Source organism: Pseudomonas poae (assembly GCA_028869255.1).
GTDB classification, from domain to species: domain Bacteria; phylum Pseudomonadota; class Gammaproteobacteria; order Pseudomonadales; family Pseudomonadaceae; genus Aquipseudomonas; species Aquipseudomonas poae_C.
Window position 1 is genome coordinate 5,970,200 of the sequence record CP110972.1, and the last position, 14,164, is coordinate 5,984,363.

At 62.4% G+C, this 14,164-nt stretch carries 9 protein-coding genes and 2 pseudogenes; 1 reads left to right on the plus strand and 10 read right to left on the minus strand.

The features are described 5' to 3' along the window. Positions 1 to 11: 11 nt before the first annotated feature. The 10 genes and pseudogenes from LRS56_27040 to tssA all read right to left on the minus strand — a co-directional run bounded on the left by LRS56_27040 (position 12) and on the right by tssA (position 12,405). Positions 12 to 446: a DcrB-related protein gene (locus LRS56_27040; protein WDU62361.1), complete on the minus strand. Its 435-nt coding sequence runs from the start codon at positions 444 to 446 to the stop codon at positions 12 to 14. 15 nt (positions 447 to 461) lie between these two features. After that, entirely contained in the window at positions 462 to 2,402 is a 1,941-nt protein-coding gene (locus LRS56_27045; protein ID WDU62362.1) for a type VI secretion system Vgr family protein, read from the minus strand. Positions 2,403 to 2,560: 158 nt separating this feature from the next. After that, positions 2,561 to 5,219, minus strand: a pseudogene (gene tssH, locus LRS56_27050) (type VI secretion system ATPase TssH). Continuing rightward, positions 5,212 to 6,255 carry a type VI secretion system baseplate subunit TssG gene (gene tssG, locus LRS56_27055; protein WDU62363.1) on the minus strand — a complete coding sequence of 348 codons (1,044 nt, stop codon included), beginning with the start codon at positions 6,253 to 6,255 and terminating at the stop codon, positions 5,212 to 5,214. The pseudogene tssH and the gene tssG overlap by 8 nt, the downstream one beginning before the upstream one ends. Continuing rightward, complete coding sequence (gene tssF, locus LRS56_27060) at positions 6,219 to 8,078, minus strand: type VI secretion system baseplate subunit TssF (GenBank protein WDU62364.1); 1,860 nt, start codon at positions 8,076 to 8,078, stop codon at positions 6,219 to 6,221. The genes tssG and tssF overlap by 37 nt, the downstream gene beginning before the upstream one ends. After that, positions 8,075 to 8,590 carry a type VI secretion system baseplate subunit TssE gene (tssE, locus tag LRS56_27065; protein WDU62365.1) on the minus strand — a complete coding sequence of 172 codons (516 nt, stop codon included), beginning with the start codon at positions 8,588 to 8,590 and terminating at the stop codon, positions 8,075 to 8,077. Before tssE ends, tssF begins: the two co-directional genes overlap by 4 nt. Before the next feature lie 78 nt (positions 8,591 to 8,668). After that, the gene (locus tag LRS56_27070) at positions 8,669 to 9,157 is read right to left on the minus strand and encodes a type VI secretion system tube protein Hcp (GenBank protein ID WDU62366.1); all 489 of its coding nucleotides are present in this window, start codon (positions 9,155 to 9,157) and stop codon (positions 8,669 to 8,671) included. Between the two features lie 168 nt (positions 9,158 to 9,325). Then, a complete protein-coding gene (gene tssC, locus LRS56_27075; protein ID WDU62367.1) occupies positions 9,326 to 10,822 on the minus strand; it encodes a type VI secretion system contractile sheath large subunit in 1,497 nt (498 codons plus the stop codon). Between the two features lie 2 nt (positions 10,823 to 10,824). After that, the gene (gene tssB, locus LRS56_27080) at positions 10,825 to 11,331 is read right to left on the minus strand and encodes a type VI secretion system contractile sheath small subunit (protein WDU62368.1); all 507 of its coding nucleotides are present in this window, start codon (positions 11,329 to 11,331) and stop codon (positions 10,825 to 10,827) included. 54 nt (positions 11,332 to 11,385) lie between these two features. Further along, complete coding sequence (tssA, locus tag LRS56_27085) at positions 11,386 to 12,405, minus strand: type VI secretion system protein TssA (GenBank protein ID WDU62369.1); 1,020 nt, start codon at positions 12,403 to 12,405, stop codon at positions 11,386 to 11,388. Positions 12,406 to 12,799: 394 nt separating this feature from the next. Between tssA and tagH the strand changes: the two are divergent. Next, a pseudogene (gene tagH / locus LRS56_27090) lies at positions 12,800 to 14,130 on the plus strand (type VI secretion system-associated FHA domain protein TagH). The last annotated feature ends 34 nt before the right edge of the window (positions 14,131 to 14,164 follow it).

Below are 14,164 nucleotides of genomic sequence, written 5' to 3' on the forward strand. Positions count from 1 at the left end.
CAAAGGCTGCTTCACTGAGGTACGTCGAACACGAGCGAGCCCTTGATCGTCGCCCAGTGTGCGGCTTCGGCATCCCCCAGCGTGTCCGGTTTCACGTAACTCAAAGCCATCATCTTGCGCGTGCCCGGCAGCACTAACGCCAGCTGATATTGGAAGACCTTGTCATTGCCCTTGCTGAACTGGCTGCGCAGCTCGATAGCTTCCACTTCCTGGGCGGCGCCCAGGCGCACGCTGACGCTTGGCTGGCAGCGCAAATCCTGTACCTGTTGCTCCAGGCGCTTGAGCTGGTCGTCGAAGTTGCTGTGCAGGGTTTCGCCTTCATTCAGAAGGCTGCGGCTGATGATCAGGGAAGTGCCCAATTCGGGGAACTTGAGGATATTGATCGTCGCGTCCTGCAGCTCGGTGACCGGCAGTTGAAACTGGAATTCGTTGATTCGGTACGTCATGGAAAACAGGTCTCGTCAGGAGCTTTTAGGCGCGGGGAAAATGGCTTTGATATTGGCGTCGATGCTTTTTTTGATGCCCTGGCCATCGGGTTGGGCGTCGGGGCCCTGACCGTTGTTCAGGTGCAGCACACCTTTGGTGTTGAACTGGGCATCGCCGCTGGCATAGAAGCTGATATTCACGCCGGTGAGGTTGATCTGCCCGCTGGCATTCAACTCCAGAATGCTTTCACCGCAGACCAGGCGCAGGTTTTCGCCCACCTCGATGACGTAGCTCTGGCTGATGCTGTCGGTCTTGCGCTGGCCCACCAAGAGCACGTCCTCCTGTTTGACGATGCGCGTACGGTTATTACCGATGGTCACCGTCTCGTTGTGGCCGATGCTCTTGTTGCGGTCATGCCCAACGGAGTGGCTTTCATCCACCTCCACCACGATGTCCTGGTTGCGCTCGGCGTGGATGTACAGCTGCTCCAGCCCCTTCTTGTCCTCCATGCGGATTTCGTTGAAGTTGGCCGGTGTGCCGCCTTTGTTGGAGCGGCTTTTCATGCCGCTCTGGGTCGCGTTTTCCGGCAGGTCGTAAGGCACGGTCTGCTCGGCGTTGTACACGCGCCCGGTGATGATTGGCCGGTCCGGGTCGCCTTCCAGAAAGCTCACAATCACTTCCTGGCCGATCCGTGGAATCTGCATCGAGCCCCAATTCTTGCCGGCCCAGGATTGCGAAACACGAATCCAGCATGAGCTGTTTTCGTTGGATTGGTCGTGGCGGTCCCAGTGGAAGTGCACCTTTACGCGGCCGTACTGGTCGGTCCAGATTTCCTCGCCTTTGGGGCCGACCACCAGGGCCGTCTGCGGGCCTTTGACGATGGGGCGGTAGGTGCTGGCCAGCGGCCGGAAGCTTTGTTGGGCGTCGATGCAGGTGAGGCTGCTTTCGAACTGCGCAGAACCCGAGCCGCCGCCGCTTTCCAGGCTTTCCTGGGTGATGTAGTAGCGAATGCCTACGATCAGGTATTCGCGGTTCTGGTCCTGGCGGCTGAAGCCGGTGAGGCTGAACAGGTGGCCCGAACCCAGGCCCCGTGCGTTGCCGCTGAACTCGATCTGTTCGTGCAAGGTTTGCAGGGCTTCGATGCGGGTGCGCGCATAGTGTTCGCCGTCGGCGCTTTGCACGTAGGTGCCGGGGTAGTCGTACAGCGGGTAGTCGCCGGCGGTGTGCGGGCGCGGCATGGCCGAGCGCACGTCGATGCTGGCGCTGGGGCGCTGGAAGTCGTAGTCGTTGAGCTCCAGCGAACCCGGCTGCACCTGCTGCGCGAGGTGCCAGTTGTGCATGTGGTCGCGTTCGCGCTGTTGCTCGTCCTTGGGGTAGTACGGGATCGACGCGTAGCCCGCCACCGTGGTGTGCGCGCCATAGGCGTCGGCCAGTACCAGCACATGGCGGTCCTGCTCGTGGCGGAAGAAGTAGTAGATGCCTTCCTGTTCCATCAAGCGGCTGACGAAATCGAAGCTGGTTTCGCGGTACTGCACGCAGTATTCCCACTCGCGGTACGGCCGGCTCAGGGCGTCTTCGAAGTCCGAGAAACCCAGGTCGCGGAACACCTGCTTGATGATCTGCGGGATGCTCAGGTTCTGGAAAATCCGGCAGTCCGAGGTACGGCTCAGCAGCCACAGCCATGGGCGCAGCGTCACCTGGTAACTGGCGAACTGGCCCTGGTCGATGCTCTGGCTGCACTGCGCGACGATGCCGTGAAAGTGCCGCTCACCCCCGTCGGCCAGTTGCAGGCCCACGCTCATCGGCTTGCCCAGCAACTGGTTGAGGTCGATGTTGGCGTCCAGCGAGGTCAGTTGCAGCTCATAGGTGAACAGCCGCCCCAATTCTTCACCGCCGCCCATTTGATTGAGCAGCAGCACATCCGGCCCGAGGGGGCTGGTGATTTTGGCCAGGCGTGAGGCTTGGTTGAATAGCATCGGTTAACCCGTAAATTACGTAATAGCTGTAGGAACCGGCTCTAAATGTGGGAGCGGGCTTGCTCGCGAATGCGGTGAATCAGTCACCGGATGCATCAACTGACACACCGCCTTCGCGAGCAAGCCCGCTCCCACAGTTTTGATCGCGTTCCGTCAGGTCAATCGCTGAAGTCGTAGTGCAATTCATTATCCCGGCTGCTGATGCGCACTCCCGCCAACGGCTTGCCTTCGAGCATGCGCGTGAGGAACTCACGGCTCATGTCTGGCAGCAGGCTGTTGGTGAGGATGGTGTCGATCATGCGTCCGCCGCTTTCGGTTTCGGTGCAGCGCGAGACGATCAGGTCGACCACTGCGTCGTCGTAGTCGAAGGCGACCTTGTGGGTCGTCTCCACACGCTTTTTGATGCGGTTGAGTTGCAAGCGAGTAATCGCCTTGAGCATCTCGTCGCTCAGCGGGTAGTACGGGATGGTCACCAAACGGCCGAGCAGCGCCGGCGGGAAAATCTCCAGCAGCGGCTGGCGCAGGGCCTTGGCGATTGCTTCCGGCTCAGGGATGTTCGCCGGGTCTTTGCAAACCTGGGAAATCAGCTCGGTACCGGCGTTGGTGGTCAGCAGGATCAAGGTGTTCTTGAAGTCGATCACCCGGCCTTCGCCGTCTTCCATCACGCCCTTGTCGAACACCTGGAAAAAGATTTCGTGCACATCGGGGTGGGCTTTTTCCACCTCGTCCAGCAGCACCACGCTGTAGGGTTTGCGCCGTACCGCTTCGGTCAGCACGCCGCCTTCGCCGTAGCCGATATAGCCCGGTGGTGCGCCCTTGAGGGTCGACACCGTGTGGGCTTCCTGGAATTCGCTCATGTTGATGGTGATGACGTTCTGCTCGCCGCCGTACATGGCTTCGGCTAGGGCCAGCGCGGTTTCGGTCTTGCCCACGCCGGAGGTGCCGGCCAGCATGAACACGCCAATCGGCTTGCTCGGGTTGTCGAGCCCGGCGCGGGAGGTCTGGATGCGCTTGGCGATCATCTGCAGGGCGTGGTCCTGGCCGATGATGCGTTTTTTCAGGTGCTGGTCGAGGTTGAGCACCGTCTCCAGCTCATTGCGCGCCATGCGGCCCACCGGGATACCGGTCCAATCGGCAACCACCGAGGCCACGGCCTGGTAATCCACGGTCGGCAGGATCAGCGGGGTCTCGCCTTGCAGGGCGGTGAGGCGTTGTTGCAGGTCGACCAGTTGGGCGCGCAACTCGTCGTTGCCGCTGTCTACCACGCCGGCTTTTTCACGCAGGGTGGCGCGGGTAGCGAGCAACTCGTCCACCAGGGTTTTCTCTTCGCCCCAGCGGCTTTCCAGGGTTGCCAGGCGTTCACGCTCAGCAACCAGCAAGGCTTCGCTATTGCTCTGACGCGCACCAATGGCGATGCCGATGGCATGCTCGCGGGCGATGATTTGCAGCTCGGTTTCCAGCGCTTCGATGCGACGGCGGCTGTCGTCCACTTCGGCCGGCACGGCGTGCAGGCTGATGGCGACGCGGGCGCAGGCGGTGTCCAGCAGGCTCACGGATTTATCCGGCAACTGGCGTGCAGGAATATAGCGGTGCGAGAGCTTCACCGAGGCTTCCAGGGCTTCGTCGAGGATCTGCACCTGGTGGTGTTTTTCCATGGTCGAGGCCACCGCCGCGCATCATCAGCAGCGCCTTGTCTTCCGACGGCTCCGCCACCTGTACGACCTGGAAGCGGCGGGTCAGCGCCGGGTCTTTCTCGATGTGTTTTTTGTACTCGGCCCAAGTCGTGGCGGCCACGGTACGCAAGGTGCCACGGGCCAGCGCGGGCTTCAGCAAGTTGGCCGCATCACCGGTCCCGGCAGCGCCACCGGCACCCACCAAGGTGTGGGCTTCGTCGATAAACAGGATGATCGGTTTGGGCGAGGCTTGAACGTCTTCGATGACTTGGCGCAGGCGCTGTTCAAACTCGCCTTTCATGCTGGCACCGGCCTGCAGCAGGCCCACGTCGAGGCTGCGCAGTTCCACATCCTTGAGCGCGGGCGGTACGTCACCGGCGACGATGCGCAGGGCGAAGCCCTCAACCACGGCAGTCTTGCCGACACCGGCTTCACCGGTGAGGATCGGGTTGTTCTGGCGCCGACGCATCAGGATATCCACCAACTGGCGAATCTCTTCATCACGGCCCACGATCGGGTCGAGCTTGCCGCTGCGCGCCTGTTCGGTCAGGTCGACGGTAAAGCGCTTGAGCGCTTCCTGCTTGCCCATCGCACTCGGCGCCATCGCGCCGCTGGCCTCGCCCGGCACTGCGCCGGCGTTGAAACCGTCGCTGGCGCTGAGGGCGTTTTCCGGCGAGTCGCCGACGTATTCATCAAAGCGTTCGCTCAGGGCTTCGGCCTTGATCTTGTCGAACTCGGACGACAAGCCCAGCAGCGCATGGCGCAGGCTCGGCGTCTTCAGAATGCCGAGCACCAGGTAGCCGGTACGCACCTGGCTTTCACCGAACATCAAGCTGCCATAGACCCAGCCGCGCTCCACGGCTTCTTCCACGTGCGACGACAGGTCGGTGATCGAGGTCGAGCCACGTGGCAGGCGGTCCAGGGCTTCGGTGAGGTCACGCGCCAGGCGCGCCGGTTCCACATTGAACTGGCGGATGATGCGGTGCAGGTCCGAGTCCTGCAGTTGCAGCAATTGGTGAAACCAGTGGGCCAGTTCCACGTACGGGTTGCCCCGCAGTTTGCAGAACACGGTGGCGGCTTCGATGGCCTTGTAGGCCACGCTGTTGAGTTTGCCGAACAGTGCGGCGCGACTGATTTCACCCATGCTCTGGATTCCTTGAGGTGGTGGCGTGATCGGCGTAATGCCGGGCCAGGATTAGGTCGTTGGCGTCATGCTCGGGCTTGCCGAGCCAGGTGTTGAAGCCCAGGCGGAACTGGCCGTTGAGTTGCAGCGCCGGTACTTCGGGTTGTTGCAGAACCAGGTTCAAATCCCAGTCCAGTTCATGGCCCAGGTACTCGGCCACCCACGCCACCAGCTCGTTGAACGGCGGGTGGCCGGGCAGCATGCCCATGTAGTCATCCAGGGTGAGCGGGCCGAGGCGGATGCGGAACTTATGCTGGCGGTCCCACACATGGCTGCCCAGGCAAAAGTCCACGCCCAGCTGGTTGGCGCTGACCCCTACGCGGCTGCGCTCGGGCAACTCCAGCCACTGGCCGATGTACTCTTCGATCTCCACCGGCAGGCCGAAATACTCGCCGAGGATCGCCTTCAAGCCGTCCGGGTAGCGGGTTTGCGCCGACAGGTGGCCGCTGTAATGCAGCTTCGCGGTGTCGGGGATCAGCCCCTGGTTGAGTAGGCTCGGCATGCCCCGGCCGCTGAGTGCCGCCAGGCGTGCGGACCAGTAATCATCGTGTGGGCGGTCGTGGCTGACCGTCGGCCGCGCTTCGGCCCAGGCCCGGTAAAACAGGCTGAGCAGGCGATGGTGGAACACATCCAAAAACTGTTTGCTGGTGCTGTCGGCATTGTTGCGCTGACGCTCGCGCACGTACTCGGTGATGTGCAGTGGCAGCGGGCCGTTGGGGCCGCCGAGGCCGAAGAAGAATTGCTCCAGGCGCGCCGGTTTGCCATCTCCACCGGGGTCGACCGAGGCCAACGTGGCCGGCGCGAATGTGCAATCCGCCTGTTGCCCGAGGCGCAGCGGGTCATCGGCCAGGCGCAGGGAATGGCCCAGGCGCGGCAGGCCCGGCGATTCGCACTCGATACGCCGCAGCGCCTGGAAGAAATCGTATTCCCAGGGCTCCTGATGCATCGCATCCAGTGTATTCACAGGGTCGGCCGCCGCCCGGGCTTGGCTTTCCATCGCATGATCTCGCCGCGTTCGGTGGTACGGATCACCGTCTCGGTAAAGCTGTTGATCGACACGTAACGTGCCAGGAAGCGCTCCAGCACCGCACCGAGCAGGAACACGCCGGTGCCGCGAAACGCGTTTTCATCGAATTCCAGAGTGATTTCCAGGCCGCGGCCAAACACGATCGGGCCGGGCATCGGCAGGCGCCGGGTCACGGCTTTGCTGCTGACTTCGCGCAGGCCTTCGATCTGCAATTGCAGGGCGGCATCGTTGCTGTCGCCGTACAGGCGCAGCAATTCGCGCAAGGCTGCGGCGCCCTGGCCTTGTTCGCTCAGGGACAAATAGTTGAGCGACAACTGGCTGATCAAACGCCAGGCCTTGGCGTCGTGGGCATGGCTGGCACGCGGGCGGCTGGGCCCAGCCACGCAGCGCACAGACAATACCGGGGCGCTGTCGGCCAGGGTGAAGTCGGTCTTGCCATTGCCCACGCTCATGAACAGCGGCAGATCGCGGTTGGTGCACAGCGCGGTCACACCGAGTTGGCGCAGGTCATGGCGGTACGGCGCTTGCTGGCTGTCGACCAGGCTGACAAAGGTTTCACTGCCCACATAGGTGGAGCGCGGGCCGTTGCGGCGTTGGTCGCTGGACAACACCCGTGGCTCGCGGCGCACGGTGTAATACGCCTGGTCGCGGCCATAGCGCGATGGGTCGCGCACTGCGTAGAACGGCAGGAACGGCTGCTCCGGTCCGGTGCCGTGGCCGGTGATGCCACTCAGCGAGTGAATCTCGAAATCCATCGGCCGCGTGCGGTCGGCGATCACATGGTGTTCGTTGACCCGGTCGGACAAGTGGATGCGGTCCACGCGTTTGGGGAACAGGTTGATCGCCGGCGTGCAGAACGGCAGGAACTGCGCCGCGCCGACGCTGCCTTCCAGGCTCGGCTCGTGGCGGTCGAACAGCACGATCAGCTCCAGTTCCTGGCCATCGCAGCGTTTGACTGCACGGCTCAGCTCGGCGAATTCGACGAACAGGAAGCGGTGGGGCAGGGCGAAGTATTCCTGCAACAGGCGATAGCCCTGGAACGCCCGCGCCACCACCGGCATGGCCGCGTCGGCGTCGTCAAAGCCCCGCGAGCGCAACGCGTCTTGCGGCAGACGCTCAACCCAATCGCCACCCGGCTTGCGTGCGAACACTGCGCAGGCACTGCCCAGTAGCTGTTCATAGAGGCGGAACGGCTGCTCATCGGCGCCGCTGAGGTACAGCGGCAGGCTGTCGAGGTCGAGGCTGTTGAACGGCAGTTCGGCGCCGGTGCGCAGGGTCAGGCGCAAACCGGCCTTGGCCTTGGGCTCGCTGGCGGCCAGGCGACCGAGCACGGCAGCGGGGTTGCCGAAGTACTCGGCGTTACTGACCTGCAACGGCCACAGTGTGACCGGATGGGCGGTGCGGTACTCGCAGCAGGTCTGGGTTTCGCGGCCCAATGCGGCGCGCAGCACCGTGTCACGGGGCAAGGGAAAGCCGCTGGCCAGGGAGCCCTCGTCGGGGTCGGTCTGCAATTGCACCACGGTCATCGACGGCGTTGGCGCCAGGTAGTGCGGGTAGGCGATTTCCAGCAGGTTGTGGGTGAAGGTCGGGTACTCGGCGTCGAGCTTGAGCTGCACGCGGGCGGTGAGGTAGGCAAAACCCTCAAGCAGGCGTTCGACGTACGGGTCGGCGCAGTCCATACCGGACAGGGTCAGCCGACTGGCGATCTTCGGGTATTCCTTGGCGAACTCGGCGGCGCTTTCGCGCACGTGGTGCAGTTCCTGGTTGTACAGCTCCAGCAGGCGCGGGTTCATGGGCGCCTCCGCTGGTCGGCATTCACCACGCGCACATGGCCGGATTCCAGGTCGAGGTCGGTTTGCAGCAGCAGGCGCAAGGGCACCGGCTGTGCCCACAGGTCGCCTTCGATCTCGAAACTCAGGGCGTTGTGGTTCATCTCGCCATGCCCGACACGGGCTTTGACGCGCAGGGTATGGCGCAGAATACGCGGCTCAAAGGTGGCAATCGCCTGGTAGATCAGGGCTTCCAGGGCCTTGATGTCCACGCTGGAAACGCTGTTGCCCGCCAGTGCCGGCAGGCCGTAATTGACTACCGAGGTGCCGGCCGGGGTGTGCAATGTGGCATCGGCATCCAGCAACGACGTGGTGTTGAGCAGCCACGCCAGGTCGCGCAGCACCGAGGCTTTTAATTGGGTCAGGGACAGCACGCGTTTGTCGGCGCTTTCCTTCGGGTTGGTTGGGTCATCGTCGGTCAACCGGTCCAGCAGGGACGGTTGCAGACGGTCGCGGGAAGCGATTTCAGTTACCACCAAAGCAGCTCCACGGACAGGTTGTGAGAGGAATAGGGGGCGTGCAGCCGCCGCCGAAGGCAGCGGCTACAGGGGCAATCAGCGTTTGGTGTTGGAACGGATGTTCCAGCCGAACTTGATCGCGCCGCCGTCTTTGGTGCCGTCGGCTTTCTGCGGCTGGTAGTCGACCATCACTTGGGCGAAGTTCAGGGTGACGTTCTCGGTCAGGCGATCATCGCTGCCCGAACCGCCAGTGCTCAGGGACGTCACCAGCACTTCTTCCAGGTTGATCACCATGTACTCGACCTGGCTTTCGCCACCGGCCTTGCGCACGGTCAGCTTGACCTTGTCGATGTGCTTGCCGCTGGCGCAGTGCATCATCAGGTTCGGCGAAGCCTTGTCGACGTATTTGGTCAGCGACAGGTCCTGGATATTCACCTTGCCCGCGCCGCCGCCACCGCCCACGTGCATGTTGCCGGACTGGGCCATGCCCCAGCTCCAGTTCAGCACGTCGATTTCGTCCTTGTGGGCCTTGTCCATGGACTCGCCCTTGATGTCGCCGATCTTGATGAAAATATCAACAGCCATGTTTTCTCCCTGTGTGGCGTGCGCCACTCGATTTGGTTAAGGCCAAGCTTTTCTGTGGGAGCCGGCTTGCCTGCGATTGCATCACCGCGGTCTGAACTGGCAGATCGCGTCGCCTGCATCGCGGGCAAGCCCGGCTCCCACAAAAGCCAGGTCCCCGTGGATCTTTTGTTAAGCGCTTTTCGCCGAAGGCAGCTTCGATACCAGGCGCAGCGACACGGTCAGCCCTTCGAGCTGGTAGTGCGGGCGCAGGTAGAACTTGGAGTTGTAGTACCCCGGGTTGCCTTCGACGTCTTCCACGATCACTTCGGCAGCAGCCAATGGGTGCTGGGCCTTGGTGGTTTCGGTGGAGTGCGCCGGGTCGCCGTCGACGTAGTTGAGGATCCAGTCCTGCAACCAGCGCTGCATCTCGTCCTTCTCTTTGAAGGAGCCGATCTTGTCGCGCACGATGCACTTCAAGTAGTGGGCGAAACGGCAGGTGGCGAACAGGTACGGCAGGCGCGCAGCCAGGTTGGCGTTGGCGGTGGCGTCCGGGTCGTCGTATTCGGCCGGTTTCTGCAACGACTGGGCGCCGATGAACGCGGCGAAGTCGGTGTTTTTCTTGTGCAGCAGCGGCATGAAACCGTTCTTCGCCAGTTCCGCTTCACGGCGGTCGCTGATGGCGATTTCGGTTGGGCACTTCATGTCCACGCCACCGTCATCGGTCGGGAACGTGTGGGCCGGCAGGTTTTCCACTTCGCCGCCGGACTCCACGCCACGGATGCGCGAGCACCAGCCGTAGTGTTTGAACGAACGGTTGATGTTCACGGCCATCGCGTAGGCGGCGTTGGCCCAGGTATACTTGGAGCTGTCGGCGCCGTCGGTGTTTTCTTCGAAGGCGAAGGCTTCCACCGGGTCGGTCTTGGCGCCATACGGCAGGCGCGCCAGGAAGCGCGGCATGGTCAGGCCGATGTAGCGCGAGTCTTCCGATTCACGCAGCGAGCGCCAGCCGGCGTATTCCGGGGTGGTGAAAATCTTGGTCAGGTCACGTGGGTTCGACAGTTCCTGCCACGAGCCCATGCCCATCACGGTCGGCGACGCCGCAGCAATGAACGGGGCGTGCATGGCGGCGCAGACTTTCGACAGCTCGCCCAGCAGTTCCACGTCGGGTGGCGACTGGTCGAAGTAGTAGTCGCCCACCAGGCAGCCATACGGTTCGCCGCCGAATTGGCCGTATTCTTCTTCGTACATCTTCTTGAAGATCGGGCTCTGGTCCCACGCGGTGCCCTTGAATTTCTTCAGAGTCTTGTGCAGGTCCGGCTTGGAGATGTTGAGCACGCGAATCTTCAGCTGCTCATCGCTCTCGGTGTTGTTGACCAGGTAGTGCAGGCCACGCCAGGCGCTTTCCAGCTGTTGGAAATCCTGATGGTGGATGATCTGGTTGACCTGGGCGGTGAGCTTGGCGTCGATGGCGGCGATGATCGATTCGATCGACTTGATCGCGTCGTTGGACACCAGGTCCGTCTGCGCCAGAGCCTGTTCGGCCAGGGTGCGCACGGCGGTTTCCACGGCTTCGCGGGCACGCTCGGTCTTGGGCTTGAATTCTTGCAGCAGCAGGTTCGCGAACTCGCTGGCTTCTTGGGTGGCACCCAGGTTCTGGGCGCCTTCGCGGGCGGTATTGTCAGTCATGATTACTGGTCCCCTGCTGGCTTGGGCGCGCTGGCAAGTGCCTGAAGCAATGCCGGGTCCTTGATCGCCTTCATGATGATTTCTTCAGCGCCTGTCTTGCCGTCCATGTAGGTCAGCAGGTTGGCCAGTTGGGTGCGGGCTTCGAGCAGCTGGTTCAGCGAGTCGACCTTGCGGGCCACGGCGGCCGGGCTGAAGTCGTCCATGCTTTCGAAGGTGATGTCCAGGCTCAGGTTGCCTTCGCCGGTCAGTTCGTTGGGTACGTGGAACGCCACGCGTGGCTGCATGGCCTTGAGGCGCGAGTCGAAGTTATCGACATCCACTTCAAGGAACTTGCGGTCGGCCACAGGCGCCAAAGGCTCGGCAGGCTTGCCGGCGAGGTCGGCCATCACACCCATCACGAAGGGCAGCTGGACCTTTTTCTCGGCGCCGTAAAGCTCGACGTCGTACTCGATCTGCACTCGAGGCGCGCGGTTGCGCGCGATGAATTTCTGAGAACTTTGCTTCGCCACGTTGCTGCTCCTGGTCGCTTGAGCGACGGTGTTGTTACTGCACGACTGGGCGGTTTATTCGCCGTCCGGGCCGCGCAGGTTTTCAAATTGGGACATGCCGTCGGGAATCAGATTGCGCACGATGGCCGCAAAGTCGGCGTGCACCAGATTCTTTGCGCGGTTCAACAGCACCGGCAGCGGGCTCGAAGGCTCGTGCCGGGTGTAGTACGCAAGGATTTTGTCCAGGCTGCGCAGCACATCGTCGCGGCTGGCGATATCGCCAACGGGGCGCGGTGCTACGGGGGCAGCGGCGAAATCGACCGAGGGGGCATTGTCGTCACTGACGGCCTCGGGTTCGCTGCTGCCGGCCGTGTCGGGCACGGCTTGATTGAGGATTTGCAGCGCCTGCTTGAGCGGTTGCTTCAACAGGCTGAGGTCGACGCCCTGGGCGGAGCCGACCTGGTCGCTGACCTGTTGTTCGATGGCTTCGCAGGCGGCACGTGCGGCGCTCAGGGCGTCGCGGGTGGCTTGCAGTTGCTCGGGGTCGCTGTCGAGAAACGCGGCGTTGAGTTGCTGGGCGCCGAGGTGTTCATCGGGGAAGCTCATCAGGCCGCCGGCATTCAGCGCGGCGCGCAGGCTTACCGGGCCGAAGGTGCGCGAACGTGTGAGGATGCTTTCGCGCAGCAGGCGAATGGTCGCGTCGCTGGTCAAGCCGGACAGGGCGTTGATGCGTACGGTAGGGTCGTTATCGTCGTCGGCATCCAGGCGCGGGTGCAGGTCGGCCCAGTATTCACGCAGCAACGCGTTGATCAGGGTCAGGGCCTCGGCCAGCCCGGCCACGCCCTGGAGGGCGAGGGTGCTTTGCAACAGGAAATGGGTGATGCGCAGGTCTTTGCTGCGCTGCAACAGGTCGAGGCTTTGCTGCTGGATGCTGCGCCATTCCGGCGGTTCGGCAGGCAAGATGGAATCGCCCATGCTGCGCTCAGGCTGGCCCTTGGCATCACGTTCCAGTTGGAGAAATTGCGCGTCATATTCCATGTCTTCGCCACAGGGCGAAGTCGCGGAAACGGCGGCGAGCAGCAACGGCACATCCACTGAAATTGATCTCCCTATCAGCCCGCTAGATGGCGGGCAATGCATGCATTAGTTGCGCGAGGAACTTTGCATGTTTTCTTGGTCATATAAGCAAGACGCCACTAATGTGCCATCACTGGTATTCAAGAAGTTGTGCATTTTTGGTGTAGTAGTTAGGGCTTGTCAAGGTAAGCTATTCGCCCTCTGTGACAGATGTGCGGTGCTTAACAACCTGCGCGACTGGTGGGTCGAACGGCGCACCGGGACAGGATTTTTGTCATGGAGCCCAGTTAATATCAGCGATCATGCTGACATCGGCAGGCTGGTGAAGGTCGATTGCACGACCTGATGGGGATCTCTCGGGAACCGCTATCCCGGGAGTCGACTGCGCGCGAAGTATCAGCAAGGAGGCAAGATGTCGCTGTGTTTGACTATCACTAGTTATCACAAGATTACCCCTGGGCAATGCTCGGAAAAGTCCATGAACCAGGGCTCGATGGCGATCGGCCGCAGCTCGGATAATGACTGGGTATTGCCTGATCCTGAGCGCCTGGTGTCTTCGCAACATTGTGTTATTCAATACAAAGATGGCCGTTATTATTTAACCGATAACAGTACAAACGGGGTGGAGTTGGTTAACGCCGGCATCCGTTTGCGTAGGGGCAACAGCGAGCCACTGCACGATGGCGAGCTGATCCGCATCGGCGACTATGAGATCCAGGCGCGTATCGATTTCAACGTGCAGGCCATCGACAGCCAGGCGTTTGCCGGTGATTCAGCGAACAGTTTTGAAGCCTTGATGGGCGCCGTGGCGAACAAACCCGCCCCCACGCCGGTGATCGCCCCGCAGTTCCAGGGGCCTCGTCGATGGACACCCTGCCGGACCTCTTCGACTTCCTCAGCCCCACCGCCGTGCCGCCACCGACCGTGGCCGATCACGTGCCCTCAGAACAACACGATTTCCGCCCGCCGACGCCGGTGGCAGTGCCTGTGGTCGAGCAGCCGTCGGTATCCGGCGCGGTGATTCCCGAAGACTGGGACCTGTTTGGCGACACGCCCGCGCCGGTCGTCAGTGCGCCACCACCACCACCGCCTGCCGCCGTCGTCCCGCCGCCACCGGTGGTCGAGCCCGTGCTCCCCGTGGCCGATGCCCAGCAAACGCCCGACCTGCTGCAAGCTTTCCTGCGTGGCGCCGGTCTGGACCAGTTGCGGCTGGACAAAGCCCAGGCAGAGGCCCAGATGGAAAACATCGGCCGCAGTTACCGGCTGATGGTCGAGGGCTTGATCGACGTGTTGCGCGCCCGTGCCAGCCTCAAGGGCGAGTTCCGCATGCAGCAGACCATGATTCAGCCCGCCGAAAACAACCCGTTGAAATTCGCGCCGAATGCCGACGAAGCACTCCTGCTGCTGCTGCGCCATGGAAACCAAGCGTTTATGGCGCCGGACTTAGCCGTGCGCGACAGTTTCGACGACCTGCGCGCCCATCAGCTGGCCGTGATGGCGGGTGTGGAGGCGGCAATCAAGCACCTGCTCAGCCGCTTCGAACCGGCCCAGCTGGAAGAACGCATGGGCAAGCCTGGCGGGCTGTCGAGCATTTTCAACGGCTCGCGCCAGGCCCAGTACTGGCAGCAGTTCACCGAGCTTTACAGCAATATTTCCCGCGAGGCCCAGGAAGATTTCCAGGACCTGTTCGGTCGCGAATTCAGCCGAGCCTATGAAGAACACAGTGCACGCCAACGGCGCTGACAACTCGCAATACATGGATTAACGGATAGCTAAA